Raw genomic sequence first — 25,718 nt, forward strand, 5'->3', positions numbered from 1 at the left:
GATCGTTCACCGGACCACCCTAGGACCGCCCCGCGCCCCGCACGGCATTCCCGCCGGTATCGGGGACGCGCCGCGCGGGCATCACTGGCCGTGGACCGCCGCAGCCGCGATAGTGGTCCGGCCGGTGCGGACCTCCACCGGGCCGGACCGCGCCCGCAGCCCCATCCACCGACGACTGGGGGACCACCGTCATGACCAGCAGACCCACGCCCCGCCGAGCCGTGCTCACCGCCGCCCTCGCCGTCGCGGCCGCCGCCTCGCCCTTCGCCTCGGCCACGCCCGCCTTCGCGGGCGCGTCCGGGAGCGGCCCCGGCCCCGCCGAAGGGGCCGTCGACCACCGCGCCTGGGCCACGTTCCCGCAGTGGTCCGCCGGCCGGGGCGCGGGCACCCGCGTCATCGGCGGCACCCGGCCCGGGCTGGTCATCGGCGACCCCATCGGCACCCACGAGTACCGCGACCCGCACACCGGGACGACGGCGGCATGGGAGTACGCCACCTGGCTCTCGCCCGTGCGCACCCTGCCCGCGCCCGCGACCGAGGTCGTCGTCTCCTTCAACGCCCGCACCCCCGCCGGCACCTGGCTCCAGACCGAACTGCGCGGCACGTACACCGACCGCACCCGCACACCCTGGTACGTGATGGGCCGCTGGACCTCCGGCGACGCGGCGGGCGACATCCGCAGGACCTCCGTCGACGGCCAGGGCGACGGAAAGAGCAGCGTCTCCACCGACACCCTCGCCGTCGACAACCCCGCGAGCGGGCTGCGCCTGGCCTCCTACGAGCTCCGGCTCACCCTCTACCGCCGGCCCGGCACCCGTCTGACGCCGACCGTCTGGCGGCTGGGCGCGATGGCCTCCGACATCCCCGACCGCTTCACCGTCCCCGCCTCCAGGCCGGGGGAGGGGGCCGGCCACCGGCTGCGGGTGCCGCGCTACTCGCAGGAGATCCACAAGGGGCAGTACCCCGAGTACGACAACGGCGGCGAGGCCTGGTGCAGTCCCACCTCCTCGCAGATGGTCATCGAGTACTGGGGCCACCGGCCGAGCCGGGAGGACCTCGCCTGGGTCGACCCCGCCTACGCCGACCCCCAGGTCTGCCACGCCGCCCGGCACACCTACGACAACCAGTACAAGGGCTGCGGCAACTGGCCCTTCAACGCCGCCTACGCCGCCACCTACCCCGACCTGCAGGCCGTGGTCACCCGGCTGCGCTCGCTGAACGACGCCGAGCGGCTCGTGCGCGCGGGCATCCCCCTCATCACCTCGCAGTCCTTCCTCGCCTCCGAGCTCGAGGGCGCCGGATACGGGACGGCCGGCCACCTGATGTGCGTGGTCGGTTTCACGGAGAGCGGCGACGTGGTGGCCAACGACCCGGCGAGCCCCTCGAACGCGGCCGTCGAGCGTGTCTACCGGCGCCGGCAGTTCGAGAACATCTGGCTGCGCACCAAGCGCCACAACGCCCAGGGGGAGGTCAGAAACGGCTCGGGCGGTATCTGCTACCTGTACTTCCCGCTGCGCCCGACGACACGTCAGGCGCGGGCGCTGGCCTCGGTCGGGGTGCGCTGAGCCGCGCCCGGGCGGCGGCCCGCCGGCCGCCGCCCGGCACCCCCGCACGTACGGTGCATAGCTCCTTCATGTGATCATTTGCTTCAGTGACCCGATGAAGCGATCAATGGTGTGACGTTCGGCGCGTTCCGGCGCCGGGCCGGCACGGCCCGGATTCCCCGGCGAAGGAGATGCATGTCACGCGGTCGGGTGGTTTCGAACCGCCCTGAATGACACACCCGCAGGAGGCGAAGGTGAGTGGTGGCCGAATGCGGATCGCCCATTTCCGCTTGCTACTTCCATTCGAACGGACGATCAGTAGCCTCTGCTCAACACCCCTGAGATGAGCTGGAGACACAGTCTGATGGAGCGTTCCACCCGGGCCCCCCAGGGCATCGACCCGTCCGTACCGAACGAGCCGGGCCCGGCGGTCCGCGCACGGGGGGAAGGATGGCGGGGTGCGGGCCGAGCGGTCGGTTCTGCATCGTTGATGGGCCCTCAAAAAGGCGGTACGCGCGGCGCCGCGGAGCGGCGGCCGGGGGCGGTCGCGGCGGCCCCGGCCGCGTATGCCGGACCGGCAGGGGTGGGGCGGAAGCCGTGAGCCGAGTGAGCAGTGGCAGAATGCTGCCCGTGAATCAAACCGCCTCCCCGGTTTCGTACGTCGCCATGGGTTCCTCCGGGACCGCCGTGGAGGCCGTCGGCTCCGATGCCCGGGACGACCGGCTGAGGCGCTTCGCCGCCATCTGGAGCCGCGCGGTCCACCCCGCCCTGACGGCACCGGCCATGGCCCGCGCCGAGTTCGAGCGCTACCTCGTCCCGCTCGCCCGCACGCTCAGCGACGCGCTGAGCGCCCGGCCGTTCGACCCCCGGCCCGCCGCCTCGGTCGGCGAGGCCCTGGTCCGGGCGCACTGCACCGACCCGGACGCCCTGCCCCTGATACTCGGCGTCATCGACGCCTACCTCGTGCTCTACTGCCCGCCCGACCGGCCCATGCCCGCCGAGGAGAGCCGGGCCCGCTGCTCGCGGCTGCAGCACGCCGTCGCCGCCGGCTTCGCCCGCGCCCTGCACGAGCGCACCCTCGTCGAGCAGGAGGCCGTCTGCGGCGCCGCCCTCGCCGCCCAGGCCGAGACCGAACAGGCCCTGCACCGCAGCGAGGCCCGCTTCCGCGCGGTCTTCGAGGGAGCGGCCGTCGGCGTCGGCATCGCGGACATCGAGGGCCGCATCATGGACGTCAACAAGGCGACCCTGCGGATGTTCGGCAACCTCCAGAGCACCCCCACCGGCCGCAACGTCGGAGAGCTCGTCCACCCCGACGACGCCCCCGACTTCTGGGCCCTCTACCACCAGCTGGTACGCGGCGAACGCGACCACTACCGCGTCGAGAAGCCGTACTACCGCAGCGACGGCAGCGTCCTGTGGACCGACCTGTCCGTCGCCCTGCTCCGCGACGCCTCCGGCCGGCCCCAGTACCAGCTCGCGCTCATGGAGGACATCACCGAGCGCCGGCAGCTGCACGAACGGCTGCGCTACGAGGCCACCCACGACGCCCTCACCGGCCTGCCCAACCGCACGCTCTTCTTCGAACGCCTCGACCACGCCCTCGAACCCCGCGCCGACGGCTCGCGCCGCGTCAGCCTCTGCTACCTCGACATAGACGGCTTCAAGGCCGTCAACGACAGCCTCGGCCACACCGTGGGCGACCAGCTGCTCGTCGCCGTCGCCGAACGGCTGCGGGCCTGCGTCACCGGCTCCGGCGAGCTCGTGGCCCGCCTGGGCGGCGACGAGTTCGTGGCCCTGATCACCGGCCCCGCCGCCCCGGGCGACGCCACCGCCCTCGCCCGCCGGATGCTGGCCGCCCTCGCCGAGCCCGTCCACCTCGACGGCCGCCACCTGTCCGTACGCGCCAGCATCGGCGTCGTCGACGGCGCGGCCGGCAAGCGCGGCGCGGCGGAGGTGCTGCGCAGCGCCGACATCACCATGTACCGCGCCAAGGCCGCCGGCGGGAACCGCTACGAGCTCGCCGACGCGGACTCCGACGCCCGCGCCATCGCCCGGCACAGCCTCACCAACTGCCTGCCCGCCGCGCTCGACAACGGCGAGTTCTTCATCGAGTACCAGCCGCTCGTGCGCCTGTCCGACGGCACCGTACGAGGCGCGGAGGCCCTGGTCCGCTGGCTGCACCCGGCCCACGGCGTGCTCGGCCCCGACCAGTTCATCCCGCTCGCCGAGAGCACCGGGCTGATCGTGCCGCTGGGGCGCTGGGTCCTCGAGGAGGCCGCCCGCCAGGCCCGCTCCTGGAAGTCCGCCGGCCAGTACGAGGGCCCGCTGCGCGTCAACGTCAACCTCTCGCCGTCCCAGCTGCGCTACCCCGGCCTGGTCGCCGACACCGTCGCCGTCCTCGACGACGCGGGCCTGGACCCCACCGCCCTGTGCCTGGAGGTCACCGAGAACGCCCTCATCGGCGCCGACGAGGACGAGCTCCGCCCGCTGCGCGAGCTCGCCGACCTCGGCGTCGACATCGCCCTCGACGACTTCGGCACCGGCTACTCCAACCTGTCGTACCTGCGCCGGCTGCCGGTCAGCACCCTCAAGCTCGACCGGTCCTTCACCCGCGGCATGCAGCGCGCGCCCGCCGACCCCGTCGACGTGAAGATCGTCGAGGGCATCGTCTCCCTCGCCCACACCCTCGACCTGTCGGTGACGGTCGAGGGCGTGGAAACGGGTACCCAGGCCGACCACCTGCGTTTACTGGGCTGCGACACCGCCCAGGGCTGGTACTACGCCCGGCCCGGCCCCCCGGAGCGCCTGCACACGCTCTCCCTCGCGGACGCGTCCTCGTCCTGAGGGAGGCCCGCCGCACCCGCGGCGGCGTTCCCGTCGCCGAGGACCCGCGCCTCGTGATCCGTCAGCAGCCGCGAACGGATCAGGAAGCGCACCCCCTCGGGGGCCTCGAGCGAGAAACCGCTGCCGCGCCCCGGCACCACATCCACCGTCAGGTGGGTGTGGCGCCACCGCTCGAACTGATCGGCCGACATCCAGAACCCGACCGGCTCGTCCACCTCCCCGACCACCAGCTCGGCCAGGAGCACGTCGGAGGCGCCCGTACGGAACTCGCCGCGCGGGTAGCACATCGGTGAGCTGCCGTCGCAACAGCCGCCTGACTGATGGAACATCAGGGGTCCGTGCCGGGCGGTCAGGTCGCGGACGAGCCGCGCCGCGGCGGGCGTCAGCGCGATCCGCGACACGTCGGGTAAGCGTGCGTTCATGGGCCATCCCTCCTTATTGCGTCTCGAATCGTGTCGAGAGAGGTCAGCCTGCCCCGTGCCGGTCCTGATCGCCAGAGCAGGGCCCGGGCCGCCCGGCACGGGAGAGAAAACCGCTGGTGGCAGGGGCCGCACCGGGCCGAGAATGACCCGCATGGCACAGCAGTGGGACCACCTGGTCGAACAACACTCCATCCTCACCGTGGTCGTGGGGTCGCGTGCCTTCGGGCTGGCGACCGCCGGATCCGACACCGACCGGCGCGGCGTGTACGTGGCCCCCACCGAGGACTTCTGGCGGCTGTCCAAGCCGCCCACCCACCTCGAGGGCCCCCTCCCGGAGCAGTTCGCCTGGGAGGTCGAACGCTTCTGCGAGCTCGCCCTGTCCGCCAACCCCAACCTGCTCGAGGTCCTGCACAGCCCGCTCGTCGAGCACCGCACACCGCTCGGTACGGAACTCCTCGAGCTCGCCCCGGCCTTCCTCTCCCGGAGCGTCCACCAGACCTTCGGCCGCTACGCCCAGACGCAGTTCGCCAAGGCCCGCTCCGCCCGGGAACGCGGCGGCGAGCCCCGCTGGAAGAACGTCGTCCATATGCTCCGCCTGCTGATCAGCGGCTCCGTCCTCCTCGAGACCGGCACCCTGCGGACGGACGTCGGGGACGACCGGGACCGCCTCCTCGCGGTGCGCCGGGGGGAGGTGCCCTGGGAGGAGGCCCAGGCCTGGCAGGAACGGCTCGCCGCACGCCTGGACCGGGCGCTGGAGCACAGCCCGCTGCCCGAGCGGCCGGACGCCGCGAGGGTGGAGGAGTGGCTGATCGCCGTACGGCGCCGGGCGCTGCGTACGGGGCTGGGCGAGTGACATCACCGGAGCACCACATACACGACCAGCACGACACGCATCGCGAGACTCGGAAGCATCAGATCCGCGCGTCGTACACGGACTCCACGGTCACCGTCTACCAGGCGTACGCCCCGGCCATCGGGCTGCCCGCGGCCCGCGACGGACGCTTCCCCGGCAGCTGGAAGCGCGACCGCATGACATGGATCAAGCCGTCGTTCCTGTGGATGATGTACCGCTGCGGCTGGGCCGCCAAGGAGGGCCAGGAGACGGTCCTGGCCGTCGAGATCAGCCGGGAGGGCTTCGAATGGGCCCTCCGCAACGCCTGCCTGTCCCACTATGAGCGCGCCCTGCACCCGGACGCGGCGGAGTGGAAGCGCCGGCTCAGGCAGGCGCCCACCCGCGTCCAGTGGGATCCGGAGCGCGACCTCCACCTTCAGGCCCTGCCGTACCGCTCCCTGCAACTGGGCCTCGCGGGCGAGGCGGCCCGCCGCTACGCGGACGAGTGGACCGTCTCGATCACCGACGTGACGCCGCTCGCGGCCGAGATCCGCCGCCACGTGCGCGAGGGCGCGCTGGACGACGCCGCCCGCCTGCTGCCCCACGAGCGCCCCTACCCGGCGGACGACGCCCTCCTCGGCCACCTGCGGGCCTGACCGGCCGGGCGGCCCCGACCGGCCGGGTGACGTCGGATCAGGACTGCCGTGGTTCTCCCGCCGCCACCGCGGTGCCGCTGCCGCTGCCCGTTCCGCTGCCGGAGCCACCGCCCGGTGCGACCGGGCCGGGGACGGCGTGCCCGGTCCCCGTCAGGTAGGCGGAGACCACCACGTTGGCCTTGTACTCGCGCTGCGCGCGGTCGTAGTCGCCGCCGCACGTGATCAGGCGGAGCTCGGCGCGCTTGGTGTCCGCCGGCCCGTAGACCTTGTCGACGTCGAACTTGTCGTTGGCGACGAGGGAGACGTCGTCGACGGTGAAGTTGGCGGTGCTGCCGTCGGAGCGTACGACGGTGATCGCCGTGCCGCGCTTGATGTTGCTGAGCTCGTAGAAGACCGCCGGTGAGCGCTTGGTGTCCACATGCCCGACAAGGACGGCCGCGCCCGGGCTACCGGGCTGGGGACCGTCCTGGTACCAGGCCACCGCGTTCGGCCGTTCATAGGGTGGCGCCTCGACCCCGCCCAGCTGATCGAGCCCATGGGCCTCGATCGGGGCCCGTAGGCCCAGGGCTTTGATGATCAGTGCTTGGGGGCCGGCCCCCGGCACGGGTACGTGTACCGGGGGCAGGCCGAGCGCGGGGGGGCGGTCTTCGGCGGCGACGACGTCACCGGTCTTCGGAGCCTTGGCTATCGGCTCCTCGACGGTGTCGTTGCCCACCAGCCACAGGGCCAGCATCATCGCCGCCCAGGCCACCCCTGTCAGCAGGCGGCTCCCGCCGCCTGTGCGCTTGTCTGACATCACTCCGATTCGCTCCCTGTTACTGCTTGGCCGCGTTGGCGCGACGGCGGTACCAGATCAGCCCACCGGTGGCGACACCCAGGGTCGCGCCCGCGAGGACCATGGCGGAGGTGTCGGGAGACTCCGACGCGGCCAGGGACGCGGTCGCGCCACCACCCGCGTGCGCGTGGTGGTGGGGCCGGCCGTGCTCGTGGTGGCCGCCCTCGTGGTCGCCTCCCTGGTCCCGGCCGTGCTCGTGGCCGCCTCCGTGCTCCTTGCCGTGGTCGCCACGTCCGTGCTCGTGGTCGCCTCCGTGGTCCCGGCCGTGCTCCTTGCCGTGGTCGTGGTCCCGACCGTGGTCGTCACGCCCGTGGTCGTGGTCGCGACCGTGATCGTCGTCCCGGCCCTCGTGGTCACGTCCGTGGTCGTTGTCCTTGCCGTGGTCGCGGTCCCTGCCGTGGTCGTCGTCGCAGTCGTCGTCGTCCCGGCCCTCGTGGTGCTTGCGACCGTGGTCGTCGCGGCCGTGGTCGTCGTCGCAGTCGTCGTCGTCCCGGCCGTCGTGGCCCTTGTGGTGGTCACGGCCGTGATGCCGGCCGTGGTCGTCGTCGCAGTCGTCGTCGTCGCCGTGCTGCCCGGCGGGTACGCCGGCCTTGACGGTGGAGAGATCGACGTGCGCGGCCTTGGCGGCCGGGTCGTTGAGAGCGTAGGCGGCGGGGGCCGCGCAGACGGCGAACGCCGTCAGGGTGCCGCAGACAGCGGTACGGATTGTTTTCACGGGTTGTACCTCCTTGGTCCGAGGTTCACCCGCCGCCTCCACAGGGGCATCCGCAGAGTAGCCGTATTGCTCCATTCGGTAGCCAATTCGCTTCGGCTTCAGCGAATCCGCAGCTCAGAGGGGGTATGGAGTGCCAGTCGACCCTTCACCCGCACGGCCGCGCCGACGAGGCGCCAGGGCGGGGGCAGGCGGTCGGCGGGGTGGCGGCGGCGACTCGATAAATGCCCCAAATTGCGATAACGCCCGGATCGGGCCTGGGCAAGGCGACAAGATCTGGCCCCGAGTTCTAGTGGATGCGTCGCTTCCGCGCACTCGTGATCCTCCCCGAGGATCGTGGGGCATCCGGAAGCACTCAGTCCGCTTCGTCGCCTCTGTACTCCGATGAGGACTCATGTTGGCCCCACTCGACCCCCATGCCGCTCCTTCTTCGTGGAGATCCGGTGAAGGTTCCGCCTTCGGTGCGCCTCGAGGGCGAGGTGCCGTGGGCGAGAACACGTGGCGGTACGCCCGGCAGGAGTCATGGCGCTCGGCGGACGGGGGAGCGCTGTCCCCTTGAGATTCCGGATCGGTCGTGCCAGCAGCACACCCGCGCACCTGCCTCCAGAGGAACCGGTACCCGTCCAGGCCGCCCAGGCCGTACGGGCGGCCGGAGAGCCGGAGGTCGTCGAACCGCCCCTGTCGGACCACGAGATAGGCCTCATCAGGGCGTCCCTGGCGGTGGTCGAGCCGCTCGCGGGGGAACTGACGGTCTACTTCTACGCGATCCTCTTCGCCCGCTACCCCGAAGTCCGTCCGATGTTCCCGCACGGGATGGACGCCCAGCGCGACCGCCTGCTGCGCTCGCTGTTGCGCATCGTGGACCTGGTCGACGACCCCGAGAACCTCGTCCGCTTCTGCGGACACCTGGGCCGTGACCACCGCAAGTTCGGCACCCTCCCCGCGCACTTCCCGGCCGTGGGCGAGTGCCTGCTCGCCTCGCTGGCCCGGTACGCCGGCCCCGCGTGGACCCGGGAGATCGCCGCCGCCTGGACGAAGGCGTACGGCACGGTCGCCCAGGTCATGATCAGCGCGGCCGAGGAGGACGAGGCGGTACGGCCCGCCGTGTGGCCCGCCACGGTCGTGCACCGCGTCCCGCGCGGTAACGGCATCGTCGAGATCACCGTGAGTCCCCACACCCCGTACGCGTACGCCGCCGGCCAGTACGTGAGCGTCGAAACCCCCTGGTGGCCGAAGCGGTGGCGCTACTACTCCGTCGCCAACGCGCCGCGCGAGGACGGCACCCTCACCTTTCACGTGCGCGCCGTGCCCGGCGGCTCGGTCAGCGAAGCGCTGGTGCACCGGGCGGCCGTGGGCGACGTGATCCGGCTGGGGCCCCCGATGGGCGACATGGTCCTGGACGCCGCCGACCACAGCGACCTGCTCTTCGTGGCCGGCGGCACCGGCCTCGCCCCGATCCGCGCACTCATCGAAGAGGTCGCCCGCCGCGGGGGGCGCCATCAGGTGGAACTCTTCATCGGCGCCCGGACCGGGGCCGAGCTGTACGGGGTCGACGAGATGCTCAGGATGGCCCAGAGGCACCACTGGCTGACCATCAGGGCCGCGGTCTCCCACGAGTACATCCCCGGAATCCGTGGATCCCTGCCGGAGGTACTGGCGGAGTACGGGCCGTGGTACGAGCACGACGTCTTTCTCAGCGGCCCCGTCCACATGATCGCCACGGCCAGAGAGACGCTCGCCCTCCAGGGCACCCCGCCCGGCCGCATCCATCACGACCCGTTCGAGACGCCCGTCCTGTCGACGCCCTGAGCCGCCTTGCGAACCACACCCGCGAGCCGCCCCGTGGCCGTCCCTCCGAGCCGTATCCCTGAGCCGTCCAGCGATTCGCATCCCCTGTCCGCCCTGCCAGGAGCCCCCTCCGTGACCTTGCCTTCGCCGCCTTTCGGATCAGCGGGCGAACACCATCTGCAGCAGCAACTCGGCACCGCCGACCGCGCCGCCCGGTTCTACGACCAGCAGGTGCGTCGCCACCTCACGCCCGAAATGCGGGAGTTCATCGGCCGCCAGGCCATGGTCTTCCTGGCCACCGCCGACTCTCGTGGCGAGTGCGACGCCAGCTTTCGGGCCGGGCCGCCGGGATTCGTCCACGTCATCGACGACCAGACGCTCGCCTACCCCGAATTCCGCGGCAACGGCGTGATGGCGAGCGCCGGCAACATGGTCGAGAACCCGCACCTCGGCATGCTCTTCGTGGACTTCACCCACCATCACGTGGGCCTGCACGTCAACGGCGTGGCCCATGTCTACCGCGACAGCGACCTGCGCCGCCTCCACCCCGGCCTCCCCACCGACGTCGCACCCGGGCGCAGTCCGGAGGTGTGGGTCCGTATCGCCGTCGAGGAGGCCTACATCCACTGCTCCAAGCACATACCCCACCTGGAACCGGCCCCCGCCCCGCCGGCCGCGAAGCGGGCCGCCCCCAGGACTCGGACTACTTCACCAAGCCCCGTACGGAACACTGGCCGAGCCTTCCGTGAACGTGAACAGGGGGGGGGGCGGCGCGGCGCCGTCCTCATCAGTGCCCGGCGCGTCCTTCCCCGGTGGGTTCCGCGGCGCCCTGGTTCTCCTCGTGCAGCCGGTGCGCCAGCAGCGAGTGGGCCATGGCACCTCCCGCGCTGACCGCCGAGGCGACGAAGGCGACCTCCGTCATCTCCTGGCGGGTCGCACCGGCCTCGGCGGCGCCACGGGTGTGGGTGTCGATGCAGTAGGCGCAGCGGGTCGACGTGGCGACAGCCAGCGCGATCAGCTCGCGGTACTTGAGCGGCACCGCCCCGCCCTCGCGGAAGACGGCCGCGTGGAAGTTCAGGAAGGCGTTCGCCTCGGTCTTCGCCAGCTCCCGGACAGCGGGAATACGGTGCAGGTCAGAGGGTTGTTGGTAGCTCATGAAGCGATGGAATCAGGAGGCCCGCGACCCGGTCCAAGACCGTTTCGGTCGCCCTGCCAACGCGTTCGATATCGTCTTGGGCGTGGACATGCGCAGGCTTCAGTACTTCGTCGCGGTAGCGGAGGAGGGCAACGTGGGCAGGGCCGCCCGTCGGCTGCTCATGTCCCAGCCGCCCCTCAGCCAGCGCATCCGCGAACTCGAGGCGGACCTCGGCTGCGCACTGTTCGTCCGTACTCCGCACGGCATGACGCTCACCCCGCCGGGCGAGGTGCTGCTGACGGAGGCGCGCCGGCTGCTCGAGGGCGTCGAGCGCGCCCGCGACCTGGTGCGCCGGGCAGCCGGCCGGCGAGTGCTGCGCGTGGGCGTCGTCGGCCCCGGCGAGGCGGCGCTGTCGGCCACCATGGCCCGCACCTTCGCACAACAGCATGAAGACGTGGAAGTCAGCCTGATACAGGGCGACCTGAGCGACCCGACCGTCGGCCTGGCGGCCCAGAACGTGGACGCGGCGATCACCTTCACCCCCTTCACCCGGACCGGCCTGGCCACACGCACCGTCCGACAGGACCGGTGCTACGTCGCCGTACCGTCCGCCGGCCCCCTGGCCGCCGCCCCCACCCTCTCCCGCGCCGACCTGCGCGGCCACCTCTCCATCCGCCTGGCCGACGACACCGACCCCCTCTTCCGCGCGCACTGGCAGCCCGACGCATCGTCGGAGGGCCCGGTGGTCCGCTCGCTGGACGAGTGCCTGCACGCCGTCCTGTGGCGCAAGGCCGTGGCACTGGTCCCCGAACAGGTAGTACGCGGCCACCGGATCGAGGGCATCACCTACGTCCCCGTCAGCGACCTCCCCCCGGTCGACCTCGTCCTCGCCTGGCGCCGCTCCGACCGCAACCCCCTCGTAGCCCACTACGTCGAAGCCTTCTGCGCGGCGGTCCGGTCGCGGCCCGGGACCTGAAGGAACTCACCCGATTGCGCGGCGGGCTTGTGCGGGGATTCGGCACCGTTCTCCTGAGCCGTGACAGTGACCGCTGTGGCGACAACTTGCGGTGGGATACGCAGGTGACCGAGGAATACGGAACACTCTGGTCGATCCGACGGACCTCGACGCCTTCCTGACACACAACGCGGGCCGACACCTCCTGCCCGAAGCCCCGCCCACGTGATCGAGCAGAGTCTCACTGTCGGCCGGTGGTCCACATGGGGCCGGGATCGCGAACTCCGAAGGCCCTCACCGATTGAGCCGGACTCCCGGCTCGATCTGCGTCCGCAGCCCCTACCCTGAACGGGTGCTGTCTTCCGCTGCGACGGCCGTTCCCACCCCGGCCGCAGCTTGCGGGCCGCCGTGCATGCGCCCTCTCCCTGGCCCCCCGGCCGCTAGCGGACGAAGGAGTACACCAGCACAACCAACACCAGGAGGCCCAGCCACAGCGGGACACCAGTCTTCGTGAATCGTCCCGGTTGTCCCTGGGTTGTGGCCGTCGACGCTCGGCAATGCCGGACCCCCCACGAGCTCGTAGCAGGATCTTGGTCAGCGTTGCTGGTCGAGCGTGACTCGTACGACGATTCGGCCGTTCGTGAGGGTGTGAGTACCAGGCCGTGGATCGTGGACGACGACTTGTGGGCGCTGATTGAGCCGGTCCTGCCGCCGCGGCCGAAGCGTTCGCCGGGTCCGCGCCCGGTGGATGACCGGCGGTGTCTGCAGGGCATCCTCTACGTGCTGCACTGCAACATCACCTGGCAGCAGCTTCCGTTGGAGCTGGGCTTCGGCTCCGGCCAGACCTGCTGGCGCCGGCTCGGACGCCGGCACGAGGCCGGCGTCTTCGACACACTGCACCGCCTGCTGCTGGCCGAGCTGAACGCGGCCGGAGAGCTGGACTGGACGCGTGTGTGCGTGGATGCCTCCCATCTGCGCGCGAAAATGAGGGCGAGGCGACGGGCCCCTCGCCGGTCGACCGCCGCAAGACCGGCAGCAAGCACCACGTGATCTGTGACGGCAACGACACCCCGTTCAAAGTGATCACCACGCCGCCAACGTCAACGACGTCACCCAGAACGACGGCGAATCACACTCCACGGGGCGATCCCACAGCTACGGCGGAGGTGATAGCGAGACGGGGGGATGGTCGACTAGTTGGCAAAATTCCGTCAACAGTTCGATTGGTAATTCTGTGACGCGCGGCGAGACAGTATCCCGGGTCTATGAATTCACGGTCGAGCCGACACAAATCCAATCGCTGCCGCCCACCGGACTCATTTTGATCGAGACGAGTCCGCAAAGCCGCCGCGTCGTGTTCGGCGACTGCAACCCTGCCATCACCCTCCTACCGCACGTGGCCGACGCCCCACGGCTACCCGAGTAGGGAGGCGATCGCTGTGACAGACTGCGGTGAGCCCGGCGCCTCTTCCAGCAAGGCATCGATGATCTTAGAGGGCTTCCGGTTTCACCGGCTGCTGGACATCCCCCGGCAGGCTCCCGAAGACCAAGGGCCGGACCGTACGCCGGCGGAGTTGTTCGCCGCACTCACCGCCGCACGGGCCGAGTTCAACGATCGTCCAGGGGCGGCACTGGCAGTGGTGTGGCATCGGGCCCCCGGCAGCCAGCAGCTCGATGTCCTGGTGGGAGGACGTCCCTTCGTACCGTTCGCAAGAGACCACGGCCAAGCTACCGGCACTCGCGGCTACCCCCTGCTCTACCCGCCAGGTGCGGTGGCCGTGCCCGCCCATGTCCCCGACTTGGCCAGCTTCACATCCTGGGCCCGCTGCCGGGGACAGGCCGATCCTTTGTGGACGCCGGCGGCGGACCGGCCGAAAGTCATGCGCGGCGGCTTCGATGACCACGTCGGCCACATGCGTGACCCGTTCGCCTGGATGGTGCTCGCGGAACCGCTCAGCGATGAGGCGCTGGAGAGGGAGCGCGTGGCCCTGACCGGGAGAATCCCGGGGCTCAGGCAGCGGGAGAACTCCGAACTGGACCGTGTCGCCCTCGAACGCGCCCAGGCCCGGTACCGGGAGCTGTCCAGGGCCCGCCCCAGCGGGATGTGGAACATCCACGTCCTGGTCGGCTCACCCGACGCGCCCACCACCCGCCGAGCGGCCGCACTCCTGTGCAGCTCCGCCGACCTGGACGAGCACCCCTACACCCTCATACCCGGACCGCCGGTCGGAGATCTGGCACAGGCATGGCACGCAGCAACAACCCCGGCCAGCGAACCAGCCTCCCCCTTCCCTGCGAGCACCGAGCTGCTGGCCGCGCTGGCTCGTCCACCGCGCAAGGAACTCCCCGGCGTCCGTCACGTCGAGCGCGCCGACTTCGATGTCACCCCCGAATCAACCGGAGACATTGTGCTCGGCTCGGTTCTTGACGAAGCCGACCAGCCGATCAGTGCCCTGGGAATCACCACGGACACCCTCAACCGGCATGCCTTCGTCACAGGCGCTACCGGCTCCGGAAAATCACAGACCGTACGGCACCTGTTGGAGTCCCTGCACGACATCGAGGTCCCTTGGCTGGTCATCGAGCCGGCCAAGGTCGAATACGCGAACATGGCAGGCCGACTGGCCGACCGCGCAGAAGTCACAGTGATCCGCCCCGGCGCCCCCGATGGTGTCCCCGTGGGCCTGAATCCGCTCGAACCGGAGCCCGGGTTCCCGCTGCAGACCCACCTCGACCTCGTCCGAGCCCTCTTCCTGGCCGCTTTCGAGGCCACGGACCCGTTTCCCCAGGTCCTCAGCCAGGCACTGACCAGGTGTTATCAGGAGATGGGCTGGAACCTGGCGTTGGGCACCCGCCGAGGCGTGCCAAGGGCACCGCGCTATCCCGGTCTGGCGGACGTGCAGAAAGCCGCCTTGGAGGTCGTGGACAACATCGGATACGGCAAGGAGGTCGCCGACAACGTACGCGGCTTCATCGACGTACGACTCGGATCGCTCAGGATGGGCACCCCCGGATGGTTCTTCGAAGCCCACCACCCCATCGACATGAGCAGCCTCCTGGACCGAAACGTAGTGCTGGAGATCGAAGACATCGGCAACGACCAGGACAAAGCGTTCTTCATCGGAGCCGTACTGATCCGCATCTACGAACACCTGCGAGTCCACCGCACCGACACCACCGGAGGCGGCGGGCTGCGTCATGTCACAGTGATCGAGGAGGCGCACCGGCTGCTCAAGAATGTCTCGCCGGGCAGCCCGGCCGCCCACGCAGTGGAACTCTTCGCCTCGCTGCTCGCCGAGATCCGCGCCTACGGCGAAGGCATCGTGGTCGCCGAGCAGATCCCGTCGAAGATCCTGCCAGACGTCGTCAAAAACACCGCACTGAAAATCGTCCACCGCCTCCCGGCAGCCGACGACCGCGAGGCCGTCGGCGCAACGATGAACCTCACCCCCCAGCAGTCCCGGCACATCGTCGCCCTCCCCCCAGGCCGCGCGGCCGCCTTCGCGGACGGTATGGACCGCCCCCTGCGTATCGCTGTACCGCTGGGACTGGCCCGCGAGAGCACAACACAAGCCACCCGATCCGTTCCCACCCTGACGAACCCGCACTCCGCACCGGGACATCTGGAGCGGCTCCGACCCCATACACTCCGCGAGATCAGCCTGGGCAAAGATCTGGCAGAGGACCCAGCCCTCACCCTCTGGATCGAACTGCTGACGATCGCGCATATTTGCGGCTTGCCCTCTCCGCGGCCCCACGCATCCTGGTTCGAAGAACTGCGGAACCGAGCGAACGAACGGATCCTTGAGTGCGCCATTGCTGCGCGCATCAACGCAGCCGTCGACGACCGGTCGGCAGGGCTATCGGACTTCTATCCACCGGAGAATCTCCTGGAGCACCTGACAGCCTCAGCGATGCGTGTCCTGGCCGGAGGCAGCGCCTGCTCACGCGGTGAAGTCGAGTGGCAGGCAGGCACCTGGCGCTGGGCAGACGTATACCGAGCACTCAAGGCGGCCGACACGTCGAGCGAAGCCCCCCACCCTGACACGACCGCATGGGCCGCCCGCGGGCTGCAGTTGCCGGGCCGCACAGTCGCAGAACAACTGGAAGCCTGGAAGGCACACCCTGACACCTGGCGCCCCTCAGAGACCACGGTGCGCGGCGTATCCATGGCCTGGAGCCAAGCGTGTGATGCCCTGCACAACGCGAGAGAGTCCCAAGAGCGGCTGAAGAAGGCAGCTTCCTTCCTCCAAGCGCCCTGGTGGCCACTGAAGTCGTTTGTACGGGCGGTAGCCACAACAGGCGGGGGGAGGACATGAGCGCGGACGGCCCCGCAAGGCCGGTTGAGCAGGAGATCCCGAGGGCACCCGACAACGGCTCCTCCCAGGGCGACGACGGACCCGACCACACCGCAATGGAGGATATTGATGCCACGGACTCCTTCCGTGGTGACGTCGAAGGCGACAGAGACAGCGACAGCGCGTCGCACGGCCCGGAAATGCCGGTCAATGAAGACGGAGAGACGGAGAAGCCGAAGGGGGAGGCCGACGGCGACGATGCGTCGGCGGAGCCGATCGACAGCGAGTATCCAGACCATGATGAAGCGGGGCACGTGGCGGCAGGGGATATGGATGCCTTAGGTGACGCTGATGATGACGCTCGCGACGGTGATGTGTGGGACCGTCCGCTGACATCAGAGGACCTGCTGTCCGCCCCTGCAGACGATGGATCCGCCATCGGGGGAGACCTGGATGAACAGGGCAGCCCTGGCAAGCCGTCTGTTGAAACCGCGGTTGCCGGTGAAGGGGCCTCTCCGCCGGAGACTGCGGGTGATGAGGAGCCGGCCGCGCAGGAAGAGGCGAGGGATACGACCCCTCGTGAGGAACCCGCAGAACATCCGGGGCCGGATGATGGCTTCGCAGATGTACGAGGCAGGGACGACTCTGCTGAAGATCCGCGGCCAGAGAAGACCCCCACCGCTGGCGAGCAGGAAGCACCTGGCGAGGCTCTTGAGGGACAGGGGGATTCTGCGGACACGTCCAGAAAGGCCGGGGAGCAAGCCGAACCCCCGCCATTGACACGGGTGGGCATCGCGACGACCTGACCGGCGGCCACGGTACAGGAGAGTACGAAGACCACACCGGCGATCATTCCGGTGCCCAGAAGGACGACGGCGAGGCAGAGGATGCGAACGAGCCTGACGCATCGTCGGAGGAGGACGGCGAGGCCGGCGATCCGAAGTCGGGGGATCAGTCGGAGAACCCGCTGGCCGACGTGGCGGAGGCCCTCGGCGAGCGGCATCCCGAGGTGGCTTCGGTGATCACCAAGCTCGGTGCGGACGATGCGAACAGGCTGAACGTGATCGAGAACCTGAAGGACCCTGAGGCCGGGGGCGAACGGACCCTGGAGATCATTCAGGAGCTCGCCGTGGGGGAGACCCTGGAGGGACGCTCCTTGGAGGAGTACAGGTCCGAGAACCCCGGGCGCGGCCCCCTGTTCGAGCCCGTGGAGCATGAGGTGAACCACGCTCCCGACGGGACGTTCCGCAAGAACGCTTACGTCGAGCAGACCAAGGTGGACGACCCGGTGCGAGCCCTTGGAGCCGCCATCGAGGACAGCGACCGCGCCGCCCTGGACGACTACGGCATGAGGCTGCAGAACGAGGTGGAGCCAGCCGTCTACGAAGACGTGACGAGTCTCCTTGAGGAGGCTGGCGACGCCGACGACGCCGAATTGAGCATCCGTACGAAATCCGCAGACGGCCTGGTCGACAAAGTGAAACGAATGACAGAGGGGAGCGAGGGCCGAAAAGCCCGCCCGGATTACGAGATCGGGGACGTCATCGATGCCGTGGGTGCAAGAATTACCGTCGATAATACCGCCCGGCTCGAAGCCGTTCTCGAAAAGGCCAAGGAGTACTTCGGTACCGGCGAGGGCGGGCGCCTGCTGGAGGTCGAGAACATGTACGCCGAGCCCAAGAGCGGCAATCCGAGCTACCGCGTCATTCCCATGGTCGCAGCCATCGAGGTCGGCGGAAAGCCGTACACGTACGAACTTCAGCTCACGACCAAGCGGGCTTCCGTGGCCGCTGACCTTGAGCACAACACCGTGTACAAGCCGCATATCGAAACGACTTCGAAGGAACGCGATGTGATGCGTAAAATGCAGGCAGAAGCAGCGGCGTTGGATCAGGAAGAAACTCGCAGGAGGTACCCGTGACAGATGAGGCAGGCCCGAAGTTCGTCATGATCTCGACGTTCCGCAGAAGGACTGCGGACGGATTCATGCTCGCGGCTTTCGTCATCGACGAGAGGGAGTGCGAGTCTCCTGCGGAAATGAAGTCGATCAGGAACGAAGCTCTCACCGAGATCCAGCGCCGACGCATCGTCGGAGAGTTCGAGACCCGCAGGGCGAAGGCCGACGAGCTGCCCTCGACCCTGCCTCGGTGGGCGGAATACAAGAGGCAGCTGGAAGCTGCGGATCAGGAGTCGTCTTGACCCATCGGGTGTTCGGCGCGTGGCACGACTGGGACACCGCCCGCCGGCAGTTGGCGGTGCTCGCTCCAGAGGTTTCGGCGCAGCGCCTCGGGGAGGCCGTCGCGTTCGCCGAAGAGGCCCATGGGGATCAGAAGAGGCCCGCCGGTGAGCCGTACGTGGAGCACCTCCTGGAGGTGGTGGAGATCCTCGTCTCGGGCGCGGGTTTCCGCGACGAGGACCTGCTGGTCGCGGCCATACTCCACGACGTCGTGGAGGACACCGACCGCACGGCCGGGGAGGTCAGTGAGCGGTTCGGCCCCCGGGTCGAGGAACTGGTGGGCTGGGTGACGAAGCCGCACCCCGAGGCCCACGAGGATCCTGCGGAGGTGCGTGACCGCTACCTTCTGAGCCTGCGTTCCGCCCCGCCGGAGGTCCTGCTGCTCAAGCTGGCGGACCGGTTCAGCAACGTGCAGCGGCTCGACACGCACCCGCGGCCCGAGAAGCGGCGTTCCTACTACCGCGAGACGTGCCGCCACCTGGTACCCCTCACCGCGGGGGTCCCGTGGTTCGAGGCGGCCTTCGAGGAGTGGCGGGAGTTCTACCGCCACCTGGAGGACGGGGCGCCCGCGGCGACGGCCTGACCCCGCCGTCGGCGCGGATGCCACTGGCGGGCCCGCAGCCATGCACGCTGCTCCGCCCGGGCACTGGCCATGAGGGTCGTCACCGCGGCGTCCGACCCGGCGCAGCGGCGGCTGTGCTTCTCGTGTGCCGGCGACTTCACCGACACCGAGTTCACCGGCCTGCCTCCGACCTGCTCCGCCGCAGGTCGGAGGCCCTACCCATCACCCCTAGAAGAACCCCCAGCTTCTTCGCCGAGTAGCTCACCAGCAGGTTCTTCGTCTACTCGGGGTGCTGACTTGTCACCTGTCTGACCTGCGGAGGGGTTACTGATAGAGGCACACCGTCGATGCTGGCCCGCACATGGTCCGAATCACGAATCATCCAGCGCATTGAGCAATGTTTCAGTCGCCATGCAACGGGAGTTGCGAGTAGTCGGGTTGTGAACTGCGGTAACCGTCCCGAGCTCAGCTCGGGACGGGCCGACAACGGTAGGTCGCACGCGTCTGTAGACACGACCCGATTTGCTTGCAGAAGTCCTACAGGCAGGGCCTCCGGCAGACGAGTATGCCGCCCAGGCAGGTGACACGAAACCCGCCCTCTGCCTGAATGACTTCATTGACCCGCTCTCGCGCGCGCTCGATCGTCTTCCGAAACGGAACGCCCATCTTGTCCGCCCAGGCTTCGTACGAGGCCAAGTGGGCGACGACCGGTTCAGCATCAGTCACCTCGATCACCCCCGGAAGGGGGATCGTACGGATGTCGGCGAAGACCGCGCCGAGGATCGCCGGGGCGTCCTCCAGGGTGAATCGGGCGGACAATTGCACTCGGGCCGGCCCCTCCGGAATGCCCAGCACATCGCCTGCGGCCTGGCGCCAGAGGTGCTCCAGTTCCCGCTTGTCGGTCTGGCTGTTGGTGGAGACGATCGCGATGCCGTCGGGCGCCAGGACGCGACCCAGCTCCCACACGGCCTGGTCCTGGTCCTCGACGTGGTACAGCATGTGCAGCGCAAGGACCGCGCCGAGGGCTCCATCTGCGATGGGCAGCTGTTGCACGTCCGCGACGACGGCTCCGGGGATGGTGCCGAGAATGCCGTGAGAGACGTCCATGGGGAGCACGGTCAGGTCGGGACGGTCCTCCCGCACCCGGGCGACGAACTTCCCGTTGCCGCAGCCCACATCCGCGACCGCGCCGCGTATGTCGGTCAGTTCGTTCACGACGATGCCCGGAAGATCGTGGCGCGGGGTCTGCCACTGATAGAGAGACTGGCGAGCGGCCAGGTGCTGACCCGTGCCATACGCCTTGGTGGAGAGGAGGCTGCGGTCGGTGACCAAATGATCAGGCGTGGGCTGGGCGGTCATCGTGGCTCCGTGGGGTTGCTGGCGAGATCGGGCCGGCGGGTCACCTCGTGGATGTGTGCGCGGAGGTCGACTGCCGACTGTGCGTCACGGTACGGCTCGCTGCCGAGGAGCGCGGCCAGATTGCGCAGCCTGATGGTGATGCTTGCCGTGTATGCCTCGGCAGCGAAAACCTGCGAGAGCTTCACGCCGGCTCCTTCGACCTCGCCGCTCGCGAGGTAGGCCGTGGCCAGGTCCAGATGCGCGGCCTGTAGATCGCCAGGGGATCGGTCTTCTTCCGGACCGGCCTGGTACAGCTCTACGGCGTGGTTGGAAGCGGTGATGGCCTGCTGGATCTGCTCGTTTCCCCCAACGGCCAGCAGGGTGGTACCGGTGTAGGCCCACTGCTTGGCCTCGGGAAACGAGAAGACCCCGGACAGCTCGTCGGGTCCCGCAGTGCTCCGTGCCTCATGGGCCAGAGCGAGGGTTCGCAGCGCGCCGCGGTTGTCTCCATCGGCTGCGCGGGCACGTGCCTCCAAGCTCAGCAGCCGGGCCTTGATCGTTCCTGTGCCGGGGCCTCGGTCTTCGTCATGCCCGGCCTGCGCAAGCTCTGCTGCCCGCCGGTAGTCCCCCGCCCAGTAGGCGGCCAGTGACTGGAACGACCGCGCCCAGGCCCGTAGCTCCAAGTGCCCAACGACCTCCGCGCACTGCACCACGGTCCGGACATGGGTGGAAGCGGCGGAGCGGTCACCGAGGTCGAGCGACACATGCGCCGCAAGACCGCACAGCCAGCCTGCGACCACGTACAGATGACGAGTCTGGCCGGGATGCTGGCGGCCCTCCAGCAATCGGAACACCTCCGCCCGAACGGTGCGGATCTCCGGGACCAGGAGAGGCAGAGGCCGGCTGACATAGTCCCGAGCGAGTCGCTCAACGTCAGCGTCGAACTGCTCCAGTACGAGGGAGTTGACGTTGGTCTCCGCTGCGTACCGGGCCAGCCGGGCAGACAGCTCCGTATCGGCGGCCAGGGATCGGACATCGTCTGTCGGAGCCTTTGGGGTGGGCTTTCCTCCTTGTGCGGCGGACCCCTTCGGGTAGAGGCCCAGTTCCACCTCGCTGGCTACCTGAAACACCGCGCACAGGGCTGCCCTGTAGTCGCCGGAAGGCCAGGTGATGGCTCCACGCTCAAGGCGGGAGATCCAGTTTGCATCGAGCTCCGGATCGCGTCCGGTGACGGCCTGGACCTGGGCGCACACGCGTTCCGCGGCCTGCTCCTGAGTCCACCGACGAGCGCGTCTGTGCTTGCGAAGAGCCTCGTTCGCCATCATCCCGCCGTCCACTGGTCGAGTTGGGCGCCGAAAGCGTAGCCGGGTTCTGCCTTCTGAGTGCCTACAACCTGCCTAGCGGAATGCCCTGTTCGGGGTCTGGCCAGCGGCGTTGACTGGTCACAGCCGCTCGGAGGGGCGGCCCAGCAGTGCAGTGCCCGACCCAGACCAAGGAGAGGTGCCGTGTCTCCTCAGAGCCGTAATCGTCAGCGTCAGACCATTCCCGGCTGGGTCAGCGAAGGCACCCTCATTCACGACCCGCTCAAACGCCGGACCGGCGTCGTGCAGTTCATCGGAGAGTTCGAGGACCCGAAGACCCGCGTGGTCATCCAGAACGCGGTCTTCGCCCGGCCCGAGGGCGGTGGGGTGGAGTGGGTGGTCGAGGACCCCTCCAGTCTGGAGCGCGGCTGAACGAGCGCGCCCCGTTGGGCCGGCGCCAACAGCTCGCCGTTCTTCTCCACGTCGCTGCTGTCAGCGTCTTGGTGGTCGCCTTGGCCCTCGCCGGCAACCCCAGCCGCTGACCCACTGATCTCCACCCCGCATTTCCCGAGTACGTCCCGGGGCGGTTGCACCACCCGCAAGACCCCCGGCCGGAACCCCGGTGGGACCCAGCAAGGTCAGGAAGGAGTACGTGATGAACGAGAACGCTCCCACCGAGCAGAACAGCGGTCTGCTGATCGGTGTCCGCCGCATCACCGCGGCCCGCTCGCGTGCCGAGGAAGCCTCGGACAACACCGGCGGCAAGTCGGACATGAACGACACCTGATCGACCGAGGAGACCCACGGTGATCGAATCCGCATCGTGGGCGGAGCGTCTGGGCGGGGACACGTTCCTCGCCCAGATGTGCTTCCGCGCCCACAAAGTGATCCGTTCCAACGGCATCACCTTCTCCGCGCCGCTGACCTGGGACGACCTCAACGAGATCGTGGCCGCTCACCGGCTCGAACCGCCTCGGATGCGGCTCTCCCGCGACGGGGGAGCCGTCCCTGCCGCGGCGTACTCGATCCTCCGCACGAACCGTCGTGGGGTGTCCTGGTACCAGCCCCAGCCCGCCGAGTTCCACGCCCGGCTCGCCGAAGGCGCGTCCCTCGTCATCGACGCGATCGACCAGATCCACCCGCCCGTCCGGGAAGCCGCCGCCGGCCTCGAACGGTTCTTCCGCACTCCCGTCCAGGTCAACGCGTACGCCTCATGGACCGCTGAGGAAGGCTTCGGCACCCACTGGGACGACCACGACGTGGTGGTCCTCCAGCTCGAAGGCTCCAAGCGGTGGAAGATCTACGGCCCCACCCGCCAGGCCCCTGCCTGGCGCGACGTCGAAGTGCCCGAGGCGCCGACGGGCGAGCCGATCACGGACATCGTCCTGACGCCCGGCGACATGCTCTACCTGCCGCGCGGCTGGTGGCACGCCGTGAGCGCCGACCAGGGTACCGCCTCGCTCCACCTCACCTTCGGACTCGCCGCACAGACCGGCGCCGAGTTCCTCGGCTGGCTGTGTGACGACCTTCGGGCCAGCACGACCGTCCGCGCCGACGTGCCCCGCTTCGGCACACCTGAGGAGCGGAGGGACTACCTGGCCGCCGTACGGAAGGAGGTGCTGGCCGCCCTGGAGGACCCGAGGGTTCTCGAACGCTGGGACAGGTCGCTGGACACCACCCACCCGGGTCTTCCGCGCTTGTCCCTGCCCTACCTCACCGCCGTTCCGCCCCAGCCGGGGATCACCGTCCAGCTCACCGCTCCCCGCGCTCGCATCGACCAGGACGACGACGCGGTGACGTTCTCCGGCGCCGGGAACGAATGGACCTTCGCCCTACCCGTCGCCCCGGCGCTCCGCCTCCTGGCCGACGGGAAGCCGATCACGCTCGAGGTACTGGCCGTCGAATCCGGCCTCAGCGTCGGGCAGACGGCCGAAGTCGTCACCGCCCTGGTCATGGGGCAAGCCGTCGCCGTCGTCGGGGGCTCCAGGTGACCGCTGCCCTCGGACTGGGGACGTACCGGGTGCGCGCTGTCGAGCAGGCGGCGCGCACCGCGTGCGCCGACGGATTGGTGTGGATCGACACCGCCCCCAACTACAAGGACGCCCACCAGCTGCTCGGACCCGTCATCTCCCATCACCCGCGCGCCATGGTCGCAACGAAGACGGGGTTCTTCAGCAAGGCTGAGGGCGAGGCCGCAGTACAGGCCGGACTCCTCACCCCGCAGCAGGTAACCGCCGGCCACACCCTCGGTCCTGCCTTCACCCGCTGGCAGACGGACCGCTCCCTTGCCGCACTCGGCCGCGCCGACCTCGTGTTCGTCCACAACCCCGAGCACTCCCACCTCGACCGCGCCGCACTCCACGAGCGGCTGCGTGCCTTGTTCGCCGTCCTGGAGGAGTTCGCCACCGCAGGCAGGATCGGCGGATACGGCGTGGCCACCTGGTCGGGATTCCAGCACGGTGCCTTCACCGTCCCCGAACTTCTGGGCCTGGCGAAGGAAGCCGCCGGATCGGGTGAACATCACCTGCGAGCCGTCCAGCAACCAGTCAGCCTCGTCATGGCCCGGCCGATCGCCCTCGCTCTCGACGGTCGGGGCCCCCTGGTCCAGGCCCGTGCCGCGGGCCTGATCACCTTTGGCTCCTCGCCCCTGCACGGCGGCGAACTCCCGGCCCTCACCACGCCCGAACTCGCCGGATTCATGCGCCCTGGGGCCTCGCCGGCCGCCGCCTGCCTCCTCGCTGCGGCCTCCTGCCCGAGCCTGGACGTGGTACTGCTATCCGCAAGCACTGGACAGCACTGGGACGCCGCGAAGGACGCCATCGCCTCCCCGCTCGACCCGGGCCAGCTCAGGAAGGTCACCGATGTACTCGCCCAAGGATGAGACCACCAGGGCACGCATGGAGGACGCCTTGGCGCACGCCGCTGGAAGGCTGTCCACCACGACGACCGGGACACCGGCGTGGGGCTGGCTGGGCCGTACCATCGGCAGCCGCACCGAGGGCGGCCACTGGCTCCGCGTCCACTGCGGCGAGGCGTCCAAGACCCCTGCCCAACGGAACGAGGGCATTGCGCTCGCCGAGGAACGGGTGTCCGACAAGGTCTCCCGCCCGCACCTCCACGACCTTCACCGCTGGGACGGAGGGGAGTACGTCTTCGAGGCGGAGCTGATCGACTACATCGCCCAGCCGGTCATCTCTCCGGAGACGCCCGACCTCACCGAGGACCCAGGGCTGCCGGACTCCTGGTGGACGACCCTGCGGGAGAGCCTGGACGCCCTGAGCACCGCCGAACCGCCCCGCGAGACCATCCGTCAGTCCTGGGCAGACCGGGTCTTCCCCGAGTTCCTGGGCATCCCCGCGCCGGCCATCACCGAACGCATCACCGGCCACGCCGATCTCCAGTGGGCCAACCTCACCCACGACCCCCTCGTCATCCTGGACTGGGAACGCTGGGGCGCCGTCCCCGTAGGCTACGACCCGGCCATGCTCTACGTGAACAGCCTCCGCGTCCCCGCCGTAGCCGACCGCATCCGTGTCGAGTTCGCCCATATCCTCGACACCCCGGCCGGCCGGATCGGCGAACAGATCGCCCTCGCAGAAATGCTCCAGGCCGTCGGTCGCGGCTGGTACGTCGAGCTGGCCCCGATCCTGCGACAGCGCGCGGAGGAATTGACCGGCGTCCGCCCTCCGGCCTCGGCTCCAGCCAAGGCAACCGCCTGATCTCCCCTCCCGCCCAGGCCCCGGACGCCTGGCGAAGCGCCCCCTGTGGCCAGCGCCATGGGGGCTTCCCTTTTAGCCCTACTTCGGCATCGGCCAACTGGGCGCGTCCGTCGTTTCGACCGGAGCGTCGAGGCGATGTTTCTGGTCTGCATCAAGGGGCCTCAGACCCGCTCCGCCGCAGGTCGGAGGCCCTCCCAACTCCCCTAGAAGAACCCCAGCTTCTTCGCTGAGTAGCTCACCAACAAGTTATTCGTCTCCTGGTGGTACAGCAGTGGCACCCATGCCGACCGGGGGAAGCGGTAGTTGGTGCGGCCTTCTGGCGGGGCTGGTCCGGAAATGCTCCGGATCTTGGTGCGTGCGGTGCTCGGCGACAGCGGTGATCGGGTGGATGGGCGCGCCCTGTGGGAAGGTCGACACGCGACTGACCGAGGGGATCCCGCTCGGCCGGCTGCCGATCGGTCGCGCCATTACGGCCGTACCATGACCGCGCCCGCTCTGCACACCCGCCGTCCGCCAACCCCGGGAGACGGCGCGGCGCGTC

The 25,718-nt window shown here is 69.6% G+C and carries 23 protein-coding genes and 1 pseudogene; 18 read left to right on the forward strand and 6 right to left on the reverse strand.

From position 1 onward, the window contains the following. The first annotated feature begins 191 nt into the window (after nucleotides 1-191). Nucleotides 192-1,565, forward strand: coding sequence for a C39 family peptidase (locus tag J1792_RS12395; protein ID WP_207247223.1), 1,374 nt, complete (start codon nucleotides 192-194; stop codon nucleotides 1,563-1,565). A 645-nt stretch (nucleotides 1,566-2,210) separates the two neighbouring features. Continuing rightward, nucleotides 2,211-4,388: a putative bifunctional diguanylate cyclase/phosphodiesterase gene (locus tag J1792_RS12400; RefSeq protein WP_086573475.1), complete on the forward strand. Its 2,178-nt coding sequence runs from the start codon at nucleotides 2,211-2,213 to the stop codon at nucleotides 4,386-4,388. Here the strand turns inward: J1792_RS12400 and J1792_RS12405 are convergent. Further along, nucleotides 4,322-4,810, reverse strand: coding sequence for a DUF779 domain-containing protein (locus tag J1792_RS12405; RefSeq protein WP_086573463.1), 489 nt, complete (start codon nucleotides 4,808-4,810; stop codon nucleotides 4,322-4,324). The two genes, J1792_RS12400 and J1792_RS12405, sit on opposite strands and share 67 nt — an antisense overlap. Before the next feature lie 151 nt (nucleotides 4,811-4,961). Here J1792_RS12405 and J1792_RS12410 point away from each other — a divergent pair, with 151 nt between their 5' ends. Beyond that, nucleotides 4,962-5,663 (forward strand): nucleotidyltransferase domain-containing protein, encoded by a 702-nt coding sequence (locus J1792_RS12410; protein WP_086573464.1) that lies wholly within the window; start codon nucleotides 4,962-4,964, stop codon nucleotides 5,661-5,663. Further along, nucleotides 5,660-6,298, forward strand: a complete 639-nt coding sequence (locus J1792_RS12415; RefSeq protein WP_242705083.1) for a DUF4291 domain-containing protein — start codon at nucleotides 5,660-5,662, stop codon at nucleotides 6,296-6,298. The genes J1792_RS12410 and J1792_RS12415 overlap by 4 nt, the downstream gene beginning before the upstream one ends. Before the next feature lie 37 nt (nucleotides 6,299-6,335). Here J1792_RS12415 and J1792_RS12420 read toward each other — a convergent pair whose 3' ends face one another. Then, the gene (locus tag J1792_RS12420; RefSeq protein WP_086573466.1) at nucleotides 6,336-7,094 is read right to left on the reverse strand and encodes a class F sortase; all 759 of its coding nucleotides are present in this window, start codon (nucleotides 7,092-7,094) and stop codon (nucleotides 6,336-6,338) included. Nucleotides 7,095-7,113: 19 nt separating this feature from the next. Then, on the reverse strand, nucleotides 7,114-7,848 hold the full coding sequence (locus tag J1792_RS12425; protein ID WP_179199038.1) for a hypothetical protein: 735 nt from the start codon (nucleotides 7,846-7,848) through the stop codon (nucleotides 7,114-7,116). A gap of 552 nt (nucleotides 7,849-8,400) precedes the next feature. On the opposite strand from J1792_RS12425, the gene J1792_RS12430 reads away from it, so the two are divergent. Continuing rightward, a complete protein-coding gene (locus J1792_RS12430) occupies nucleotides 8,401-9,654 on the forward strand; it encodes a globin domain-containing protein (protein ID WP_242645887.1) in 1,254 nt (417 codons plus the stop codon). A 111-nt stretch (nucleotides 9,655-9,765) separates the two neighbouring features. Continuing rightward, a pseudogene (locus J1792_RS12435) lies at nucleotides 9,766-10,382 on the forward strand (pyridoxamine 5'-phosphate oxidase family protein). A gap of 38 nt (nucleotides 10,383-10,420) precedes the next feature. On the opposite strand, the gene J1792_RS12440 reads toward J1792_RS12435, so the two are convergent. Further along, on the reverse strand, nucleotides 10,421-10,789 hold the full coding sequence (locus J1792_RS12440) for a carboxymuconolactone decarboxylase family protein (RefSeq protein WP_086573471.1): 369 nt from the start codon (nucleotides 10,787-10,789) through the stop codon (nucleotides 10,421-10,423). 88 nt (nucleotides 10,790-10,877) lie between these two features. Between J1792_RS12440 and J1792_RS12445 the strand changes: the two genes are divergently transcribed. From J1792_RS12445 to J1792_RS12475, 7 genes are all read left to right on the forward strand, one after another. Then, entirely contained in the window at nucleotides 10,878-11,744 is an 867-nt protein-coding gene (locus J1792_RS12445; RefSeq protein WP_207247225.1) for a LysR family transcriptional regulator, read from the forward strand. Between the two features lie 579 nt (nucleotides 11,745-12,323). Beyond that, on the forward strand, nucleotides 12,324-12,773 hold the full coding sequence (locus J1792_RS12450; RefSeq protein ID WP_207247226.1) for a transposase: 450 nt from the start codon (nucleotides 12,324-12,326) through the stop codon (nucleotides 12,771-12,773). Nucleotides 12,774-13,162: 389 nt separating this feature from the next. Then, the gene (locus tag J1792_RS12455; RefSeq protein WP_307842968.1) at nucleotides 13,163-16,042 is read left to right on the forward strand and encodes an ATP-binding protein; all 2,880 of its coding nucleotides are present in this window, start codon (nucleotides 13,163-13,165) and stop codon (nucleotides 16,040-16,042) included. Then, a complete protein-coding gene (locus J1792_RS12460) occupies nucleotides 16,039-16,827 on the forward strand; it encodes a hypothetical protein (protein WP_242645888.1) in 789 nt (262 codons plus the stop codon). Before J1792_RS12455 ends, J1792_RS12460 begins: the two co-directional genes overlap by 4 nt. A 170-nt stretch (nucleotides 16,828-16,997) precedes the next feature. Further along, nucleotides 16,998-17,942 carry a hypothetical protein gene (locus tag J1792_RS12465; protein ID WP_307842969.1) on the forward strand — a complete coding sequence of 315 codons (945 nt, stop codon included), beginning with the start codon at nucleotides 16,998-17,000 and terminating at the stop codon, nucleotides 17,940-17,942. Then, on the forward strand, nucleotides 17,939-18,220 hold the full coding sequence (locus tag J1792_RS12470) for a hypothetical protein (RefSeq protein ID WP_207247227.1): 282 nt from the start codon (nucleotides 17,939-17,941) through the stop codon (nucleotides 18,218-18,220). The genes J1792_RS12465 and J1792_RS12470 overlap by 4 nt, the downstream gene beginning before the upstream one ends. Next, nucleotides 18,217-18,840, forward strand: a complete 624-nt coding sequence (locus tag J1792_RS12475; protein WP_242645889.1) for an HD domain-containing protein — start codon at nucleotides 18,217-18,219, stop codon at nucleotides 18,838-18,840. The genes J1792_RS12470 and J1792_RS12475 overlap by 4 nt, the downstream gene beginning before the upstream one ends. 516 nt (nucleotides 18,841-19,356) lie before the next feature. Here J1792_RS12475 and J1792_RS12480 read toward each other — a convergent pair. Then, a complete protein-coding gene (locus tag J1792_RS12480; protein WP_207247228.1) occupies nucleotides 19,357-20,178 on the reverse strand; it encodes a class I SAM-dependent methyltransferase in 822 nt (273 codons plus the stop codon). Next, nucleotides 20,175-21,482 carry a helix-turn-helix domain-containing protein gene (locus J1792_RS12485; protein WP_207247229.1) on the reverse strand — a complete coding sequence of 436 codons (1,308 nt, stop codon included), beginning with the start codon at nucleotides 21,480-21,482 and terminating at the stop codon, nucleotides 20,175-20,177. The genes J1792_RS12480 and J1792_RS12485 overlap by 4 nt, the downstream gene beginning before the upstream one ends. Nucleotides 21,483-21,662: 180 nt before the next feature. On the opposite strand from J1792_RS12485, the gene J1792_RS12490 reads away from it, so the two are divergent. The 5 genes from J1792_RS12490 (at nucleotide 21,663) to J1792_RS12505 (ending at nucleotide 25,177) form a co-directional block, all read left to right on the forward strand. Beyond that, entirely contained in the window at nucleotides 21,663-21,890 is a 228-nt protein-coding gene (locus tag J1792_RS12490) for a hypothetical protein (RefSeq protein WP_207247230.1), read from the forward strand. Between the two features lie 223 nt (nucleotides 21,891-22,113). Continuing rightward, complete coding sequence (locus J1792_RS35040; protein ID WP_278186254.1) at nucleotides 22,114-22,245, forward strand: hypothetical protein; 132 nt, start codon at nucleotides 22,114-22,116, stop codon at nucleotides 22,243-22,245. Between the two features lie 19 nt (nucleotides 22,246-22,264). Further along, the gene (locus tag J1792_RS12495; protein ID WP_207247231.1) at nucleotides 22,265-23,449 is read left to right on the forward strand and encodes a JmjC domain-containing protein; all 1,185 of its coding nucleotides are present in this window, start codon (nucleotides 22,265-22,267) and stop codon (nucleotides 23,447-23,449) included. Beyond that, entirely contained in the window at nucleotides 23,446-24,339 is an 894-nt protein-coding gene (locus J1792_RS12500; RefSeq protein ID WP_207247232.1) for an aldo/keto reductase, read from the forward strand. Before J1792_RS12495 ends, J1792_RS12500 begins: the two co-directional genes overlap by 4 nt. Continuing rightward, on the forward strand, nucleotides 24,320-25,177 hold the full coding sequence (locus J1792_RS12505) for a hypothetical protein (RefSeq protein ID WP_207247233.1): 858 nt from the start codon (nucleotides 24,320-24,322) through the stop codon (nucleotides 25,175-25,177). Before J1792_RS12500 ends, J1792_RS12505 begins: the two co-directional genes overlap by 20 nt. Nucleotides 25,178-25,718: the final 541 nt, after the last annotated feature.

The sequence above is a fragment of the Streptomyces triculaminicus genome (assembly GCF_017349075.1).
In the GTDB taxonomy this organism is placed as follows: Bacteria; Actinomycetota; Actinomycetes; order Streptomycetales; family Streptomycetaceae; genus Streptomyces; species Streptomyces triculaminicus.